General features: G+C 37.3%; 18 protein-coding genes. 16 read left to right on the forward strand and 2 right to left on the reverse strand.

The genetic code is table 11. The features are described 5' to 3' along the window. Positions 1–34: 34 nt before the first annotated feature. Both H3T48_RS08955 and H3T48_RS06930 read right to left on the reverse strand, forming a co-directional pair. A complete protein-coding gene (locus H3T48_RS08955) occupies positions 35–1123 on the reverse strand; it encodes a C39 family peptidase (protein ID WP_370567535.1) in 1089 nt (362 codons plus the stop codon). Between the two features lie 162 nt (positions 1124–1285). Next, entirely contained in the window at positions 1286–1822 is a 537-nt protein-coding gene (locus tag H3T48_RS06930) for a CvpA family protein (RefSeq protein ID WP_198188971.1), read from the reverse strand. Positions 1823–1979: 157 nt separating this feature from the next. Here H3T48_RS06930 and rsmG point away from each other — a divergent pair, with 157 nt between their 5' ends. The 16 genes from rsmG (at position 1980) to H3T48_RS07010 (ending at position 19057) form a co-directional block, all read left to right on the forward strand. Beyond that, positions 1980–2702, forward strand: coding sequence for a 16S rRNA (guanine(527)-N(7))-methyltransferase RsmG (gene rsmG, locus H3T48_RS06935; RefSeq protein WP_109715071.1), 723 nt, complete (start codon positions 1980–1982; stop codon positions 2700–2702). A 15-nt stretch (positions 2703–2717) separates the two neighbouring features. Then, a complete protein-coding gene (noc, locus tag H3T48_RS06940) occupies positions 2718–3554 on the forward strand; it encodes a nucleoid occlusion protein (protein WP_122034189.1) in 837 nt (278 codons plus the stop codon). A gap of 16 nt (positions 3555–3570) precedes the next feature. Then, the gene (locus tag H3T48_RS06945) at positions 3571–4350 is read left to right on the forward strand and encodes a ParA family protein (protein WP_122034307.1); all 780 of its coding nucleotides are present in this window, start codon (positions 3571–3573) and stop codon (positions 4348–4350) included. After that, positions 4328–5215, forward strand: a complete 888-nt coding sequence (locus tag H3T48_RS06950; RefSeq protein WP_187158524.1) for a ParB/RepB/Spo0J family partition protein — start codon at positions 4328–4330, stop codon at positions 5213–5215. The genes H3T48_RS06945 and H3T48_RS06950 overlap by 23 nt, the downstream gene beginning before the upstream one ends. Continuing rightward, positions 5208–5483, forward strand: coding sequence for a DUF951 domain-containing protein (locus H3T48_RS06955; protein WP_187158523.1), 276 nt, complete (start codon positions 5208–5210; stop codon positions 5481–5483). The genes H3T48_RS06950 and H3T48_RS06955 overlap by 8 nt, the downstream gene beginning before the upstream one ends. Positions 5484–5510: 27 nt before the next feature. Next, a complete protein-coding gene (gene ychF / locus H3T48_RS06960; protein ID WP_074426017.1) occupies positions 5511–6611 on the forward strand; it encodes a redox-regulated ATPase YchF in 1101 nt (366 codons plus the stop codon). Positions 6612–6620: 9 nt separating this feature from the next. Continuing rightward, positions 6621–7403 (forward strand): DUF1129 family protein, encoded by a 783-nt coding sequence (locus H3T48_RS06965; RefSeq protein WP_187158522.1) that lies wholly within the window; start codon positions 6621–6623, stop codon positions 7401–7403. A gap of 143 nt (positions 7404–7546) precedes the next feature. Then, positions 7547–9271 carry an ABC transporter ATP-binding protein gene (locus H3T48_RS06970; protein ID WP_122034197.1) on the forward strand — a complete coding sequence of 575 codons (1725 nt, stop codon included), beginning with the start codon at positions 7547–7549 and terminating at the stop codon, positions 9269–9271. A 3-nt stretch (positions 9272–9274) separates the two neighbouring features. Continuing rightward, on the forward strand, positions 9275–11143 hold the full coding sequence (locus H3T48_RS06975) for an ABC transporter ATP-binding protein (RefSeq protein ID WP_198188972.1): 1869 nt from the start codon (positions 9275–9277) through the stop codon (positions 11141–11143). Positions 11144–11359: 216 nt separating this feature from the next. Continuing rightward, positions 11360–12886: an ABC transporter permease/substrate-binding protein gene (locus tag H3T48_RS06980; protein WP_198188973.1), complete on the forward strand. Its 1527-nt coding sequence runs from the start codon at positions 11360–11362 to the stop codon at positions 12884–12886. 1 nt (position 12887) lies between these two features. Then, the gene (locus tag H3T48_RS06985; RefSeq protein WP_198188974.1) at positions 12888–13868 is read left to right on the forward strand and encodes an ABC transporter ATP-binding protein; all 981 of its coding nucleotides are present in this window, start codon (positions 12888–12890) and stop codon (positions 13866–13868) included. A 165-nt stretch (positions 13869–14033) separates the two neighbouring features. Further along, positions 14034–14720: a response regulator transcription factor gene (locus tag H3T48_RS06990; RefSeq protein ID WP_046305986.1), complete on the forward strand. Its 687-nt coding sequence runs from the start codon at positions 14034–14036 to the stop codon at positions 14718–14720. Between the two features lie 6 nt (positions 14721–14726). Next, positions 14727–15881: a cell wall metabolism sensor histidine kinase WalK gene (locus H3T48_RS06995; protein WP_074426012.1), complete on the forward strand. Its 1155-nt coding sequence runs from the start codon at positions 14727–14729 to the stop codon at positions 15879–15881. A gap of 43 nt (positions 15882–15924) precedes the next feature. Next, positions 15925–17493, forward strand: coding sequence for a UDP-N-acetylmuramoyl-L-alanyl-D-glutamate--2,6-diaminopimelate ligase (locus H3T48_RS07000; RefSeq protein WP_122034203.1), 1569 nt, complete (start codon positions 15925–15927; stop codon positions 17491–17493). A 15-nt stretch (positions 17494–17508) separates the two neighbouring features. Next, a complete protein-coding gene (locus tag H3T48_RS07005; RefSeq protein WP_198188975.1) occupies positions 17509–18255 on the forward strand; it encodes an aspartate/glutamate racemase family protein in 747 nt (248 codons plus the stop codon). A gap of 94 nt (positions 18256–18349) precedes the next feature. Next, entirely contained in the window at positions 18350–19057 is a 708-nt protein-coding gene (locus H3T48_RS07010; protein ID WP_198188976.1) for a coenzyme F420-0:L-glutamate ligase, read from the forward strand. Positions 19058–19421: the final 364 nt, after the last annotated feature.

Consider the following 19421-nt stretch of genomic DNA (forward strand, 5'->3'; position numbering starts at 1 on the left):
ATTTAATCAGCTTCGGTTTTTAAGATAATTGAGTTTATTTAATAGTGATAGCCTTGTGGCAAAATTCGTGTTGAATTGTTGCTTTTGGAAGCCAAGCAATTGCACCATGGTCGTAGCTCATATTCTTACCACCAGTACCAGCACCATCATGCTTTGAGTAGTATAGAGGGTCATAAACTAGGAATTTACCTTTTTCATAGCCAACAATAACTTTGCAGTGGTTGCGTACATTGTCACCAGGTTTTTGGTATGAAGAGAAGCCGTAGTAAAGAACTGGCTTTCCACCTTGAACGTACATTCTAATGTCGTCTAAGGTTAATTTCTTGCTAGAAATGTTAATAACATTTTTACCTGTCTTAAAGGTACGAGCATATTTAGCTAAAGCACCTGGGCTGATTACATAGCCAAAACCGACACCAGTATAAACATTACCTTTTTGACCACCCTTAGTTGGTTGCATTGGTAAGTTGTCTTGTACTTTCTTTAAGAAACTTGCAGTAATCTTTTGACCTTGTGAGCCAAGTAGCATTGACATTGAAGCACCTGCACAGCCCCAAGGTGTTTTAACTGGAACATATTGGCTGACATATGGCGCCTTAACAATTTTGGCTTGGTTTGGTGTTGCGACAGCATTTTTATTAATGTAGCCAATTGCTGGCTTGCCCTTTTGGTTAATCCAGTAGTATTTTTTACCGTTGTGGGTAAAAGTTTTGCTGACATTAAAAGTCTTGTGGAAGTATTTTGAGCTAGATTTTTTGTTCTCAAAATTGCCCTGATAAATGCCGTAGTTCTTCTTAACAATGGCTACTTTAAAAGTCTTAACCTTTTTATTTGAAGCAGTTGTTGTTTGCTCCTTATTTGTGGTCGAAGGCGCTTTTGTCTGATTAGATGAAGACGGCGTCTTTGTTTGATCAGCTTTCCCAGTTTGATCTGTTTGGTCAGTTTTACCTGATTGTTCAGTTTGACTAGGTTGCTGTGTTTGAGTTGTTTGACTGCTTTGAGGTGATTGAGCCTCATCAGCAGCGCTAACAACTGAAACGATACTTGAGCTTGCAACCGGAGCAGCAAGCAAGATTGCAGCAGAAAGTGTCTTTATTTTTTTAAGCACTGATTTTTTATCCACTTTTTTCCTCCAAAATTTCATATATTATTGCTAAATAATCTTACCAAAACTAGTTTACTACAATCACCAATTAATTTGTCATATTTTTAAATGGAAAAAGTTAATCTGAAAAAAGATAACAAAAAAAGCAATCGTAGTTGCTTTTTCATTTATTTAACTTTTTTATGCAGCTGTCCGACTAATACTAAAAATATAGTTGAACATACCGTTAGATAGGCCTGGTGTACTATAAATTATGAAACGTAAAAATGGTGAATTAAGTGTTTGCTGAATAAACCATGGATTTTGCAAAGCATTGAGCATCGACAAAATTATATAGACGAAAAAGTAGCTAGCAAAAAATTGAGCGGTTGCGCCTAAAACACCATCTAAAAGCGTACCAAAATTGGTTGAGTGAGGCTTTTTGCTTGGAAACCAGCCTTTAACAATTTTGATTAGCCATTTGCCAACAAATAAAATGATGAAAAAGGCTAAGAACCGAAAAATCATTAAATTGGTACTGGGAGTCAAACTGGTTTGAATGTTTTGACCAGTAATTTGGCTATAAAGCCAATTGCCAACAGGATTTTGAAATAAGATTGCAGCGATAAAAACAACTGCTGCGAAAATCAAATTAATAATTAATTTGGTAAAACCGGTTTGGTATCCCTTATATGTTTTTAGGGCCAAATAGACTAAAACAATTAAAGTAACAATCATATTGATCTCCTTTGACGATATTATAGCGTATTTTGCTGATTTAGACTTTGACGGCAGTCAAAAAATATTTCATAATTAATAAGATATAATGGCTTTACAATAAGCCGCTTTTAGCGTTAAATTTATAGGGTGTGAAACAAGGTTTCACGGGTGAAAAATGAATCCTGAACAATTTGTCCAAGAATTATCAAAGCGTAATTTTAAATTAAATGAAAAGCAAATCAACCAATTTAACCAATACTTTACTAGTTTGATTGAAGCTAATCAGCATGTTAACCTCACGCGAATTACTGAAGAAAATGATGTTTATCTTAAGCACTTTTTTGATAGTGTTACGCCACTATTCATGTTTGATGAACTTTTTAAATCAGGCAGTGAATTATGCGATGTTGGTGCTGGTGCGGGTTTCCCATCAATTCCGCTCAAAATTATAAAACCAGAAATCAAAGTCACTATTGTTGATTCTCTAGGTAAGCGATTAACTTTTTTGCAAGAACTTGTTGATAAGTTAGATCTAAAGGATGTAACACTTGTTCATGGTCGCGCCGAAGATGTCGGTCAAAATAAGCAATACCGTGAACAGTTTGATCTTGTAACTGCTCGTGCAGTTGCCAATATGGCGGTATTGAGTGAATATTGCTTACCGCTAGTCAAAAAAGATGGTAACTTCATTGCACTTAAGGGACCTAAAGCTGATGATGAGTTAAAAGATAGTCAAAAGGCAATCACAACTCTTGGTGGCAAGGTAAGTGAGGTTGAAGAACTGCAATTACCTTATAGTGACGAAGAAAGAACGCTGATTCTTGTTCAAAAAGTTAAAATGACACCCAAGAAATATCCACGACAAGCGGGAACACCGCATCGTAAACCAATTCATTAATAGGGGGACAATCATATGTCACTATTTTCTTCTTTAAGACATCACGATGAAATTCCTAAAGATAAACAAATTCAAGATATTGAATTAACTAAAATCGTTCCAAATTCTTATCAACCAAGACGTGAGTTTTCCGATGAGTCAATTCGTGAATTAGCAACGACGCTTGATAAGGAAGGATTGCTGCAACCAATTGTGGTTCGCGAACAGGGCGAGCAATATGAAATCATTGCAGGTGAGCGTCGTTTTCGTGCTGCTAAACATTTAGGCTGGGAAACCATTCCTGCAATTGTTAACAATATGGATGAAGCTCAAGCTGCATCATTAGCGCTGATTGAAAACTTACAAAGAGAAGACTTAAATCCAATCGATGAGGCGCAAGCATATAATAATTTAATGAAACTAAATAATTTGACGCAAACAGCTCTTGCGCAAAATATTGGTAAATCTCAATCATATGTTGCCAACAAGATGAGATTGTTGAAGTTATCGCCTAAAGTTCAAAGTTACCTAGCTAGTGGAGAAATTTCGCCACGTCATGGCCGTTGTCTGGTAGGTTTAAGTCAGAAGGACCAAGGACGTGTGTTAGACGAAATTTTGGCTAATAACCTCAACGTTAGCGACACAGAAAAAATTGTCAAAGATGTTGATGGCTACTTTGAAAACAAAAAAGACCAAGATAAGGCAGAAAAGACAAAGCGTGCTGTTAATCGGGTACCTAAAGATATGCAGGTTCAAATTAACACAATTAAGCGTGCAGTTAAGTTAGCCAAGGAATCGGGTATCAAGGTTAAGGTCAAAGAGAACAACACGCCTGACGACTATATGATTACGATTGAATTAAAGAGAAAGTAGGTTGCACATGGAAAATATGGTAAGTGTAATTTCGGTTGCTAACCAAAAGGGTGGTGTTGGTAAAACCACCACTACTATTAATTTGGCGGCTTCGATTGCAGAACGTGGTTACCGCGTTTTAATTGTCGATATTGATCCTCAGGGGAATGCAACTTCTGGTTTAGGAATTGAAAAATCGGAAATTGATCAAGATATTTACAGTGTGTTGATTAACGATGTTCCACTCAAAGACACAATTTTCCATACTTCAACTGATAAGCTGGATTTGGTGCCAGCCACCATTAATCTTTCAGGAGCAGAAACTGAACTAATCAGCATGATGGCACGCGAAACAAGACTAAAGTCAGCGCTTGATACAGTTAGTGGCGATTATGATTTCATTTTCATTGATTGTCCGCCTTCTTTAGGACAATTATCAATTAATGCCTTTACAGCTTCAAATTCAATTTTAATTCCAGTTCAAAGTGAGTACTATGCAATGGAAGGGCTAAGTCAATTGCTTAATACCATTCGTCTAGTTCAAAAGCACTTTAACAAGGACTTAGGTGTTGAAGGCGTATTGATGACTATGCTGGATGCACGAACTAATTTAGGCGCAGAAGTTGTTAAAGAGGTAAAATCTTACTTCACAGATAAGGTTTATAAAACTATTATTCCTCGGATAACTAAACTGGCAGAAGCTCCAAGTTATGGCGAAGCAATTACAGAATACGCACCTAATTCAAGAGGTGCCAAGGTATACGATGATTTAGCTAAGGAGGTGTTGAAGAATCATGGAAAGAGACTCAAAAAATAAAGAAATGAAGCGAAAAGGCGGTCTTGGCCGTGGGATTGAAGCTTTGTTTGAGGATGAGCCACAGATTGAAGAAACTGAAGAAGAAATTAAGGACCTTGATCTCGGCGATATTAGGCCCAATCCTTATCAACCGCGTAAGAGTTTTGACGATAAAACCCTGAAAGAATTATCGGATTCAATTAAGGAAAACGGCGTTTTTCAACCAATTATTGTCCGTAAATCCGTTAATGGTTATGAAATTATTGCAGGTGAGCGTCGTTATCGTGCTTCTAAGCTAGCCAAGAAAACAACAATTCCAGCGATTGTACGTGACTTTACCGAAAGCCAAATGATGGAAGTGGCTGTTCTTGAGAACTTGCAACGTGAGGATTTGACACCGTTAGAAGAAGCGCAAGCTTATGAAATGCTGCAAAAGAATTTGGGTTTAACACAAGAAGAAGTTTCAAAGCGGATGGGCAAGTCACGTCCATATATTGCCAACTACCTACGTTTGCTTACTTTGCCTAGCAAAACCAAGCACCTTCTGCAGCATGGTGACCTTTCAATGGGTCAGGCTAGAACACTGCTAGGGCTAAAAAACAAAGATAAAATTGATGAGGTTGCCAAGCAGGTAGTTAAAGAGGGGATGCCTGTTCGCAAGGTAGAAGCCCTTGTAGCTAGTCTTAATGCAAAGAAGCCTCATAAGAAAACGACCAAAAAGTCAGCCTTTATTAGGGAAAGTGAACATCAATTATCTGATAAGTTGGGTTCCAAAGTTAATATTTCCGAAAGCAAAAAAGGTAACGGTCGTTTATCAATTGGATTTTCTTCAGTCGATGAGCTGAATAGAATTCTCGATATCTTGGGTGTTGATCTTGATGAATAAGGCAATCACTTATAGCTTGGCAGATACAGTTTTGATGAAAAAACCTCATGCCTGTAAAGTGAATGAATGGGAAATTTTGCGCTTGGGCGCTGACATTCGTTTAAAGTGTATGGGCTGTGGTCACATTGTAATGATGCCGAGATCAAAGTTTGAACATAATCTCAAAAAAGTTTTAACTAAGGCAAATGATCCTGTAAATAAGAAAAATGAATTCTTTGTACCAAAGGAAAATATTGCCCAACCAAATTTTAATCAAGATAATAATTAATTTAGAAGTAAAAAGAAGAGGATAAAGATGTCATTAACTGCTGGTATTGTTGGATTGCCAAATGTTGGGAAGTCAACCTTATTTAACGCAATTACTAAGGCGGGGGCCGAAATGGCTAACTACCCATTCGCCACGATTGAACCAAATGTAGGGATGGTCGAAGTACCTGATAAGCGTTTGGCACGAATTCAGGAATTAGTACCTGCGAAAAAAATTGTTCACACAACTTTTGAATTTACTGATATTGCAGGTTTGGTTAAGGGTGCGTCAAAAGGTGAAGGGCTTGGTAACAAGTTCTTAGAAAACATTCGTCAAACAGATGCGATTGTTCATGTAGTACGTGCCTTTGAAGATGACAACATTACCTCTGTAACTGGTAAGGTGGATCCAGAAGAGGACATCAACACCATTAACTTGGAATTGGCAATTTCCGATTTGGATGCAGTTAATCGTAGAATTGACAAGGTAAAGAAGCTTGCACAACAAAAAGATAAGGAAGCTAAAGCTGAACTTGATGTTTTGGAAAAAATCAAACCAGTTTTAGAAGAAGGCAAGGCCGTACGCTCAATCAGTTTTAATGAAGAAGAGCAAAAAATTGTTAAAGGCTTGTTCCTATTGACAGCTAAGCCAGTTATCTATGTTGCCAATATTGCTGAAGATTCTATGGCTGATCCCGAAAGTGACCAATACTTCCAAATCGTTAAAAAGCATGCAGAAAGTGAAAATGCTGAGTGCTTAGGAATTTCAGCTGCTACTGAAGAAGAAATAGCTGGACTTGATGATGATGAAAAAGCTGAATTTTTAGAGGCTGAAGGTGTCAGTGAGTCAGGACTAGACCGTTTAATCAGAGCAGCATATCATATATTAGGACTTAGAACATTCTTCACAGCTGGTGGACCAGAAACACGTGCGTGGACTTTCCATGAAGGTATGAAAGCCCCACAAGTTGCTGGTGTAATTCACTCAGACTTTGAACGTGGCTTTATCCGTGCTGAAGTTGTTTCATTTGCTGACTTGGACAAATATGAAACAATGCAAAAGGTTAAAGAAGCCGGCAAGTTGCGCCTTGAAGGAAAAGACTATGAAGTCGAAGACGGTGACATTATTGAATTTAGATTTAATGTTTAGGAAAAGATAATGGCTGAAAAGAAAACTGAAGAAGAAGTAAAAATAGATACGAGTAAGCAGGAAAAGCTGAAAGAAAAAGTTGAGAGTCAAAACAAAGACGATGAAGTGAAGGAAATGAATCCGGAGCAACTGCGTCAGCAGTTAAGTAATAAAAACTCTGATTACATTTATCGCTTGCAAAAAGAATTAGAAACTCAAGGCAAAATGAGCGCTGAAGATGCAAATAAACGGGTTGATGATTTATTGGCTGACCTAGTCGTTGCTCAACGTCATGGTCAACCAGCTTCTACTTTTTATGGCATGGCACCAAAGCTCAAGGCAGCTGATATGTTAAAGCCAAAGAAAAAGACTGCGGCTGATATTCCATTTTGGCAATATGCAGTAGATAGTGCACTTTTATATATTGCATTATTTGTTGGTATTTTTGGTGTTATTGCACTCTTTACGCCAAACTCAAAGAATAATTCGCAAATGGGAATTTTGTCACTAGTTCTTGTAGGTGGTGTAATGGGTGTCTTCATGACCAAATATAATGAATGGGTTTTACCTTCAGCTGGAAAGAACAGAAAAATTCCTTGGTCAAAACTGATTTGGGGCTTTGTTCTGATGTTGGTAATTCTGTTTGCTTGCTTCTGGGTATTGGCAATTCCAGCATTAAGAATTATTAATCCTGTTTTGTCTGGAGTAGCTAACATTATTATTGCAGTTGCAGCATATGGAATTCGTTGGGTATTCCGTCGTCACTTCCAAATAATTGGTTCAGTTTTTAATCCGGCGACAACAAACAAATAGGTGCTTTTTGTAAAAAAAAGGTCTATAATTAAATAACTATATATTTACAAGGATAAATAGATTTTTAAGTCTATTTATCCTTTTAAATTAAAATTTGCACTCCGAGAAATAGCTATTTTCCCGTGGATAGAAAGAGGTACTTAATGATTAATACACTGCGTAAATCAATTAGGCAGTACAAGAAGCAATCTTTGCTGTCCCCACTTTTTGTTATTGGTGAGGTTATCATTGAAATGCTGATACCATATTTAGTTGGTATTTTAATTGATAATGGAATCATGAAGGGTAACATGCCGTATATCATGAAAACAGGTTTGCTGTTGTTCGTGATTACAATTGTGTCACTTGTTTTAGGTGCAGGTGCGAGCTATTTCTCCGCTCACGCTGCAGCAGGTTTTGCTGCTAATCTGCGAAAAGATATGTTTTACCATGTTCAAGACTTTTCGTTTGAAAATATCGATAAATTTTCCAGCTCCAGTCTTGTAACTAGAATGACGACAGATGTTAACAACATTCAAATGGCATATCAAATGCTGATCAGAATTGCTGTTAGAGCACCAATGATGTTGATTGTTTCAATCATTATGTCTCTAATCATCAGCCCTAGATTGTCGTTAATCTTTGTCGTTATTGCTCCTGTTTTCGTGATTATCATGGCACTTATTATTAAAAGTGCTAACCCATATTTCCCTAAAATTTTTAGGGGCTACGATCAGATGAACCAAGTGGTTCGTGAAAACATCCGTGGTATTCGTGAAGTTAAGACATATGTTCAAGAAGATGAGCAAACGACTAAGTTTAAGAAGTCGTCTGGCTTTATTTACAAGCTATTTTCAACAGCACAAAAAATCATGTCACTTAACTCAATGGTTGTGATAGCTGTTTTGAATATTTCAAACTTAGCAATTTGCTGGTTTGGTGCAAAGGAAATCGTTGGTGGTACTTTACAAGCCGGTCAATTGATTTCAATGTTCTCATATTCAAACTCCGTTTTAAACAGTCTGAATATTTTAGCAATGATCTTTACCCAGCTTGTCGTTTCAGCTGCTAGTGGTCGAAGAATTGCTGAAGTAATCAATGAGAAGCCATCTATTGAAAACCCACGTAAGCCATTAAAAGAAGTTACTAATGGTGAAGTCATCTTTGATCACGTTAACTTTAAATACAATCCGGATGATAAGAACTACGCTTTGCATGATATAAACTTGAAGATTAAGCCTGGTGAAACACTAGGTATCATTGGTAAAACTGGTTCATCAAAATCAACTTTAGTTTCAATGATTCCGCGCTTATATGATACGGACTCGGGTGCAGTTCGCGTTTCAGGACATAACGTTAAATCTTATGACTTAAAGACTTTACGTGATAATGTTGCGGTTGTTTTGCAAAACAACGTGTTATTCTCTGGTACAATTAAGGACAATTTAAAATGGGGAAATGAGAATGCAACTGATGAACAAATTTTAGCTGCTTCAAAGATTGCCCATGCAGATGACTTTATTCAGGAAATGCCTGATAAATACGACACAATGGTTGAACAAGGCGGTAACAATGTTTCTGGTGGACAAAAACAAAGAATTACTATTGCCAGAGCACTTTTGAAGAAACCGAAAATTTTAATTTTGGACGACTCGACTTCGGCAGTTGATACGCAAACGGAACGTGAAATTCGTGAATCGTTAGCACAAGAAATGCCTGATACGACTAAAATTATCATTTCCCAACGAATTGTTTCAATTAAGGATGCAGATCGAATTATCGTAATGGATGATGGAAACATTCAAGATATTGGTAACCATGATGAGTTGATGAAACGTAACGATCTGTATAGCTCAATTGCTAAATTCCAAGAAGAACAAAAGAAGTAGGTGATGAATTTGGATAAAGCAGTGACAAATAAAAATGCAGAAATGAAGGGGCAGCGAACTACTACCTTATTTAGATTATTGAAGTTAATCGCAAATACTAGTCCTTGGATGCTTATTACATCTATCATCGCCATTATTTTGTCGGCAGGGGCTAACATAATTGGATCACTATTTATTGAACGGTTAATTAATGTTTATATTATTCCTCTAACAAAACAAGCACATCCAAATTTTGGTCCACTTTGGCAAGCAATTGTGGTGATGTTTGGTTTTTATGCAATTGGTTTTATTTCTAGTTACCTGTTTGCCGTCTTAATGGCTGTTTTAGCTCAAAAGGTTCAGTATCGGGTACGTAATGAAATGTTTGAGCACATGGAAAAATTGCCAATTTCATATTTTGATGAAAATGACTATGGCGATATCATGAGTCGTTATACAAACGATATTGATACATTAATGCAAATGATCTCCCAGTCAATTCCGCAATTTATGAACTCAACTTTAAATATTGTCTTTGCATTAGTGGCAATGTTTACTTTAAGTTGGCAGCTAACAATTTTCACTTTAGTGATGTTTGTGCTGTCACTAGGAATTGTGCGTTTCCTAACTTCTCGTTCATCGCACTACTTCCAATTGCAACAAAAAGAACTTGGGCAAGTTAACGGCTATAACGAAGAAATGCTTAATGGACTGAAAGTTATCAAGGTCTTCAGTCATGAGCCAGAAGTTGAAGAGGAGTTTGAAACTTACAATCATGCCCTAGAAAATGCAGCTGGTAAGGCAAATACATATGCTACTGTCTTGTTCCCCATTATGGGTAACATGGGTAACTTACTTTATGTTTTGATTGCAGTTATTGGTGGTGCCGTTTCACTTAACCACCTCGCACCAATTTCATTGGGTGTGATTGGTGCCTTCTTGCAACTAGCAAAACAGTTCTCAATGCCAATTGCGCAAATTTCGCAACAATTAAACTCAATCGTAATGGCTTTGGCTGGTGCTAAACGAATTTTTGATTTAGAAGATGAACCGGTTGAAACTGATGATGGTGATGTAACTATCACTAAGGACCGCGACGTTAAGGGTGCATGGCACTGGAATGTTCCTCAAAAAGATGGATCTGTTAAGCAAGTAACTGTCAAAGGTCACATTGTATTTGACAATGTTAACTTTGGCTACTCACCAAATAAACAAATTTTGTATAACATTTCTCTTGATGCAAAACCAGGAATGAAAGTTGCACTTGTTGGTGAAACCGGTGCGGGTAAAACAACTATTTCCAATATGATTAATCGGTTCTATGAGATTAATTCAGGAACAATTACCTACGATGGCATTCCAATTAGCAGAATCAAGAAGGATGACTTGCGTCATTCACTATCAATTGTTTTGCAGGAAACTCACCTGTTTACCGGAACTGTAATGGATAACATCAGATTTGGTAATATGGAAGCAAGTGATGATGATGTTTACCAAGCAGCGCATTTATCGCATGCTGATGAATTCATCCATAATCTAGATGAAGGCTATAAGACTGTAATTGATGGTAATGGTGGAGATCTTTCTCAAGGTCAAATGCAGTTACTAAGTATTGCACGAGCAATGATTGCTGATGAGCCAGTAATGATTCTGGATGAAGCAACTTCAAGTATTGATACTCAAACTGAGAAACTTGTTCAAGCCGGAATGGATAACCTGTTGGCTGGACGAACTAGTTTTGTAATTGCCCACCGGTTATCGACAATTGTTAACTCTGACTTGATTCTGGTTCTCGACCATGGTCACATTATTGAAGCTGGTAATCACAAAGAACTATTGAAAGAAAAAGGCTATTACTACGAGTTATATACTGGTAAAAAGGAAATCGAATAGTCTTAAATTAAGAAATCCTAATCTCTTATTAGAAGAGGTTGGGATTTTTTTGTATGCTCATAAAAGGGCTCCAATAAAGGAAATACCGTAAAGCAGATGTTTGGCTTAGAACACTTGTTTGTGTTATCATTATACAAAGATAAAATTATAATGATAGGTTAAAAATACTATATTCAGCATTAGCATGCATGTGGTATTAATAAAAGGAAATTAGTGATGAACCAAATACTTCAAATTCTGAGCGAACGCAGGGGCGATTTGTGGGTAGCACTCTTACAGCACTTACAAATTTCGCTTGTTTCGCTATTGTTGGCGATGATAATTGCCATGCCGCTTGCTTTTTGGGCAACGAAGCACAAAAAGGCGGCGGAATTTCTCTTACAGGTGACTAGTATTTTACAAACGATTCCTTCGCTAGCTCTTTTGGGATTATTAATTCCACTTGTTGGAATTGGCACTGTTCCAGCAGTAATTGCACTTGTTGTCTACGCGTTACTGCCAATTTTTCAAAACACTTATATCGGCCTAACTGGAATTGATCCGGCATTAGAAGAAGCTGCAAATGCCTTCGGCATGTCAAGGATGCAGAAGTTATGCAAGGTTGAGATACCGCTAGCTTTACCAACAATTATTTCTGGTATTCGAACTGCACTGGTGTTGATTGTTGGAACTGCGACAATGGCTGCATTAATTGGTGCAGGTGGTCTAGGTAGTTTTATTTTACTGGGAATTGATCGCAATAATACTGCTTTGATTATTATTGGTGCGGTTTGTTCAGGTGCACTGGCAATCTGCTTGAGCGCTCTAATTAAATGGCTTGAGCATGCATCTGTGAAAAAGGCTTTAGGCGTTTTGGCAGTTTGTCTGTTTTTCCTAGCAGGGTCAGGTATTTATCAGGCTGTGGAGAATCACACGGAAACAATTACTATTGCAGGTAAACTTGGTTCAGAGCCAGAAATCTTGATTAATATGTATAAGGAATTAATTGAAGATGGCGATGCACACGTTAAAGTTGTTTTGAAGCCGAATTTTGGTAAGACTACTTTTTTATATAGTGCACTTAAAAATAATAAAATTGACATTTATCCAGAATTTACCGGGACAATCTTAGAGACTTTTGCTAAAAAGCCAATTTCAACTTCCGGGCTTGACGAACAGCAAACTTATCAAAAAGCTCGGCAATTAATGAAACAGCAAGACAAGTTAGCTTTGCTAAAGCCAATGGTGTACGACAATACGTATGCGTTAGCAGTAAAAACTTCATTTATGAACAAGCATCATCTGCATAAAATAAGCGATTTAGCACCAATTCAGTCTCAATTAAAGGGTGGAATGACCATGGAATTCATTGATCGTGGTGATGGTTTCAAAGGAATTAAAAAGCGTTATGATATTGACTTTCCTGTTAAGTCAATGGAACCAGCACTACGTTACCAAGCAATTCAACAAAACAAGGTAAATATTGTTGATGCCTATTCTACTGATAGTGAGCTCCGGCAATACCACTTGAGCATTCTGCGGGATGATAAACATAATTTTCCTATTTATCAGGGTGCGCCTTTAATGAGCATAGATTTTGCCAATAAACATCCAAAGATTGTTCAAAGTCTAAATAAGCTTGCCGGTAAGATTACTGAAAAAGAAATGCAGGAAATGAACTATGAAGTTAACGTAAAAAACGTTGATCCTGGCAAAGTTGCACACCAATACTTGGTTAAGCATCATTTGATTAAGGAGAATTAAGATGACGACAGCAATAAAATTTGATCATGTAAAAAAATCTTTTGCCGATAAGTTAGTAATTAATGACCTTAATCTCGAAATTAAGCAGGGTGAATTGTTCGTCTTAGTTGGAAATTCAGGTAGTGGTAAAACAACATCAATTAAGATGATTAACCGATTGGAAGACCCTACGACCGGACAAGTACTGGTAAATGAGCAACCAACTACTTCATATGATTTACAGAAATTGCGCTGGAATATTGGTTATGTTTTACAACAAATTGCATTATTTCCGAATATGACCGTTGCTCAAAACATCTCGCTAATTCCAGAAATTAAGGGCGAATGTCGGCGCAATGATAAGAAGCAGCAAAGGAAAACTGAGCAATTGTTAGCCGAAGTAGGACTTGATCCTAAAAGCTATTCTTCTCGCTATCCTAGTGAATTATCTGGTGGAGAGCAACAACGAATAGGTATTTTACGTGCGATTGCTTCTCAGCCACCAATTGTTTTAATGGACGAACCGTTTAGTGCGCTTGATCCATTATCTCGAACTAACTTACAAGACTTAGTTGTCGACCTGCATGAAAATCTACATAACACAATTGTGTTTGTCACCCATGATATGAGCGAGGCACTTAAAATAGCAGATCGAATTGGAATCATGAAAGATGGTGAGCTGCTCCAAGTGGGTGAGCCCAATGAGATTTTGCGTCATCCGGCTAATCAATTCGTCCAAGACTTTTTCCGTGGCAGCTTGGGTAAGGATATCTACGAAACGCCTGTAAGGCAAGCAATCCTGTTCAATCGACTGGCTGAAGATCATGGACAAGAAAACGAGCAGCTTCCAACAATTAGCGCTGACGAAAAGTTGGCTAAAGTGCTTAGCCTTTTATGTAATGCCGAAAAAGTTGCAGTTCAGGATCATGATGGTAAATTTATTGGTTTAATTGACCGGCAATGGATAATTAAATACTTGAATGGAATAAATGATTTTAGCTAAAAGTTGGGCCAAGTGTCCGGCTTTTTTAACAAAAAGATAAGTTATGTGTGAATGTTAGGTGATTGTAACAAAATTAGCTAAAATATGAATTATAGAGTCTGCTACACTATAAGTGGTAGAGATTATTCACAATAATTAATAAATAAAAAGAAGGGACAAAGCCCTATGAAAATTTTGGTAGTCGATGACGATAAAGAAATTGTTGAATTATTGAGTATTTATCTAAAGAATGAAGGTTATACTCCGGTTATAGCATATAGTGGTAAAGAAGCTATCACTAAATTAACTACTACACCTGATATTTCGTTAATGATTTTGGACGTAATGATGCCAAGTATGAGCGGAATTGATGTAATTAAAGAAGTTCGAAAGGACTCTGATATTCCAATTATTATTGTGTCAGCTAAAACCGGCGACATGGATAAAATTCAGGGCCTAATTACTGGTGCTGATGACTACGTTTCAAAGCCATTTAATCCGCTTGAAGTAATGGCTCGGGTACGTTCACTTTTACGTCGGAGTCAAAAGCAAGTTAAGGATGATGAACCAGATGTTTTGGAAATCGGCCCTCTAGTTATTAACCGCGATTCACACGAAGTAAAAACAATTGATGGCAAAGATATTCAATTAACAGCTTTGGAATTTGGCATTTTGTATTTACTTGCTAGTCACCCAAATCGTGTTTTTTCTGCCGACGAAATTTTCGAACGAGTATGGCAACAGGAATCTATTGTCTCGGCCAAGACTGTAATGGTCCACGTTTCGCATTTGCGTGACAAAATCCAGAAAGCTACTGGCGGCGAAGACGTTATCCAGACTGTCTGGGGTGTAGGTTATAAGGTTGAGGCCTAAATAAAAATGAATAAAGAACATGTCAAGTTAACAGCTACGGAAAAAAGTGAACTGTTTGCTGAAGGCGTGATTACAATTGTGCTACTCCTATTACTCAATTTATCCATTGTTATTTTGATCAATTTAACGATTTTGCAAAATAAGAACTTAGTAAACGGTATTTATTTTTTGAAAAAAACAATCACGTTTGCTGGGGGTCGGCACCTATGGTCCTGGCAAAATACGTTTTTGGTCATGATGGGCATCGGCGATTTGATTGTCTTATATTGGCGTTTAATTAGACGTTATCACCAAATGCAGTTGCGCCATGTTATTTCAGAGCTGCACTATATTGCTCAAGGTCATTTTGACCACACTATTTCGTTTAAAGTGAAAACCGATTTACAAAAGGTAATTGATTCAATCAATTCTTTAGTTGACAGTACTGTAAATGCAATTAATGAAGAAAGGGCAATTGAGCAATCAAAAGATGAATTAATTAGCAACGTCTCACATGATATTAGGACGCCATTAACATCAATTATCGGTTATCTCGGCTTGCTTAAATCTGGTGTAGACGATCCAGAAGAACAGCAACGCTACCTTAACATTGCGTATTCTAAAGCGGAACAAATGAAGTCACTTGCACATGATTTGCTTGAATATACAACGCTAAAATCTACTAATACTAGTTTGAACCTGACCTCCCTGCATATTTTTTCAATGCTTGAACAAGTAGCAGCTGGTTTTGAATTTGAAGCAGATGAAAAGGGAGTTGTTTTTAATATTGAAACAAGACCCAAAGACTTGACGATTCAAGCTGACCCAGAAAAATTAGTGCGTGTGTATAATAACTTGATTACTAATGCCTTGAAATATGGTACCGGTGCTACCCAAATAAACTTGATTGCCAATTTAGTTAATAACAATGAGGTTGAATTACGGGTAGAAAATAACGGTGAGCGCATTCCCAAGGACTCTTTAAAGAAAATTTTTGAGCGCTTTTATCGTATGGAAGGCTCGCGGAATACTCAAACTGGTGGAACTGGACTTGGCTTAGCTATTACGAAGAGCATAGTCGACTTGCACCATGGCAAGATTCGCTGTGAATCCGACGATAAGTGGACACGTTTTATCATTTGTTTGCCATTAGACCCAAAGAATACAAAATCTCTAGCCTAGCTGTGTTATAATTTTGACTAGATAACAAATAGAGGGGTATAGCATGAGTATTTCTTTAAATACCTGTATTTTAATATTAAAAGAACATCACTTACTTAAATCGAGCGCAGTTCAAGATACTGTTATGACCAAAATGGAATATGTGTCATACGATTCACGTGATATTAAAACCAACACCTTGTTTTTCTGTAAAGGTGCCGGTTTTAGACCAACTTATTTATCAATGGCAAAAGATAATGGTGCTAACTGTTATGTGGCTGAACAGCCATATCCAGAAGGTAAAGGGATGCACGCACTGATTGTTCGCGATGTTTCAAAGGCAATGGCATTGCTATCTGCGGCATTTTTTCGTTTTCCACAAGATGATTTATATGTAATTGCAATTACTGGAACTAAGGGCAAGACAACAACCTCTTACTTTTTAAAGGGGATGCTAGATCAGGTTAATGGTGGACGTACTGCATTAATTTCTTCTGTTAACAATGTTGTTGGTCAAAAGCCAGAAGATACTTTTAAGTCGAGTTTAACTACACCAGAGTCGCTTGATTTGTTCCGTGATATGCGTGAAGCAGTTGACAACGGAATGACTCATTTGGTAATGGAAGTTTCTAGTCAGGCTTATAAGCGTAACCGCGTCTTTGGCTTAACTTATGATTTAGGCTTCTTTTTGAACATTTCGCCTGATCATATTGGACCAAATGAACACCCAAATTTTGCGGATTATTTGCATTGTAAGTTGCAGCTGTTGGTTAATGCGCGCAAGTGTATTATCAATGCGCAAACAGCCCACTTTGATGAAGTCTACGCAGCAGCTACCACAACAACAGATCCCGATAGCATTTACTTATTTGCGGATGAAAAGTTCACCAATCCGAGCTTAAAGCAAACAATTGACTTCCGCTTTTCTACGGAAGAACTTGATATGGCTCGTACGAAGTTCCAAGTTCTTTGTGTTAGTGACAAGGCAAAGCAGCTTAAGATAGCTGGTGATTATCAGTTGAAGATGCTTGGTGATTTTAACGAATCCAACGGAACTGCAGCAGTTATTGGTGCAGGCTTGGCTGGCATGGAACATGATCCTGCTGCCAAAGGGATAAGCCAAGTATCTGTTCCCGGAAGAATGCAAACTGAAGTTACCAAGGATCATGGTGTGGTAGTTGTTGACTATGCTCATAATGAAGCATCAATGATGGCTTTAATGGGCTTCATGCAACGCGAATTTGATAATCCAAAAATCATAGTAGTAGTCGGTGCACCTGGTGATAAGGGTATTTCACGACGTCCTGGTTTTAGTAAGAGTTTGAATGCCTATGCTGACAAGGCCTTTTTGACAACTGATGATCCAGGTTTTGAAGATCCAATGGAAATCTGCCAGGAAATTGACGCGGGAATTGACCACTCTAAAGTTGATGTCACAATCGAATTAGATCGCCAAAAAGCAATTTATGATGCAATTAGTATGTCAAAAAATGGTGACGTTGTTCTAATCTGTGGTAAGGGTGAAGATGGCTTCCAAAAGGTTCGCGGAGTCAATACACCTTACCCTTCTGATATCAATGTAGCCCAGCAAATGATTAATGAGCTGGAAGGACAGAACGAGCACTTTAAATAGTGAGAAAAGCGCAAAATGAGAAACTTTTTTACAATTCTTGGTGGTATGGGAACAATTGCAACAGAAAGTCTTGCAAGACAACTTAACCACCGAATTAAAATCACTAAAGACCAAGACTATTTAAATTATGTTTTGGTTAATGACGCCCAAGTACCTGATCGAACAGCCTATATTAAAGACCATTCCAAACCAAACTTTTTCATCAATTTGCGTGAGGATGTTTTACAACAGGCGCAATTAGGTCCTGATTTCTTTATTATGCCGTGTAATACAGCACACTATTTTTATGATGACCTTGTTAGTCTAACTGATGTCCCTTTCTTGCATATGATGCGGATTGCAGTGCACCGGTTTGTTGAAGAATATCCTAATGAACAGAAAATTGGTGTAATTGCGACTGAAGGATCAATTTATGACCATTTATATGTTGATGAAATTACGGCAGTTGGCCGTCAGGCGGAACTAGGTGGGCCTGAGATTCAGCCGATGGTTACTGAACTGATTTATACTAATATCAAGCAAAAGGGTGTAGTGGATGCAGAATTATATCATAGTATTTTGCGTAAGATGCATGATGAGTACGGCTGTAACGTTATTTTGTTAGGCTGTACTGAACTTTCCTTAGCCCAAGAAAAAGCTCCTGATCATCCTTATAAGGTGATTGATCCTCAATCAATCATTGCTGATGTAGCGATTGAATTAGAATTGAAAATTCGTGCGGGGATGGATCCTAAAGAGGCAGTAAAGAAATATTTATATTAAAAAAGTTTCACTTGCAATTGTGAGTGAAACTTTTTATTTTTATATAAATGATATTTTGTTATTAGAAGGCGAAAAATATTGTAGAGGGACAAAGATGATTACAATTAGCGGACTTAATGGTGTACCAAAAATTACTACAGCATGTGACTTGCCAAAAGTATTGGCCAAAACTATAAAAAAAGAGAAATTTAATGTGTCCAATGGCGATATTATTTGTGTGGCTTCTAAAATATGCTCGTTGGCAGAAGGTAATATTGTCGACTTAAACCAAGTAGTACCTTCTGCTTTAGCACAGAAAATTCATAAACAAATTCCAAGAAAGGATTCTCGTCTAATTCAAGTGATAATTGATCAAACTGGGGATCCAACTGGCAAAAGGCTAGAAATGGATGATGGCTATATTGGGGCATGGTTACCTAATGGACTTTGCTTGACTAGTGGCGGAGTGGATAAGGGCGAAAATAATACTGCAATTACCTTACCGAAAAATTGTGATGCGATTGCGCAAAAAATTAGCCAAACTTTTTTACAAGAATTAGGTGTTAAAGTTGGTGTGATTATCACTGATAGTGATGGAAGGAAAGATAAAAAGGGTGCAAACCAAATAGCTGTCGGATTGTATGGTCTAAAAGGTTTAAGAATTAATGAGGCTGCCGGAACTGCTGAAACACTGTGTGACATGTTGGCGTCTGCTGCAGGCTTAGTAATGGGTCAACGCGGAGTTAATATTCCTTTAGCTTGCATACATGGACTGAAATATGAAGAGGATTTCCAAAGCAGTATTGAGAATACGGTTAATTAAAATAAAACGTTGGTGGAAATTTTTAAAGAGGCTATGGTAGGTCTGATTAAATTTTTGCCCATTAAGTGCAAAAACGTGTATAATAAACAATTAAAATTAAGGAATTATAAAGATGATTAGCAAAAGATTAAATATGCACTTGAATTTAAATGTTAAAGATATTGATATAGAAGATGCACCATCTTTTGCTAGTCTTTGTGAGCCAATCAATCTTACTAGACTGTCTTACCGCATACGATAATTTTTTGTTTATCTGAATAAAAAACTAAGATCAATATGTTAATAACATATTGATCTTTTTTCTTTATAACGAAGTTCAGTGGTGAGTTTGAACGTGTCTTACTAAAAATATCAAAACTTTAAA

It is taken from the genome of Lactobacillus sp. M0403, from assembly GCF_016101265.1.
GTDB lineage: Bacteria > Bacillota > Bacilli > Lactobacillales > Lactobacillaceae > Lactobacillus > Lactobacillus apis.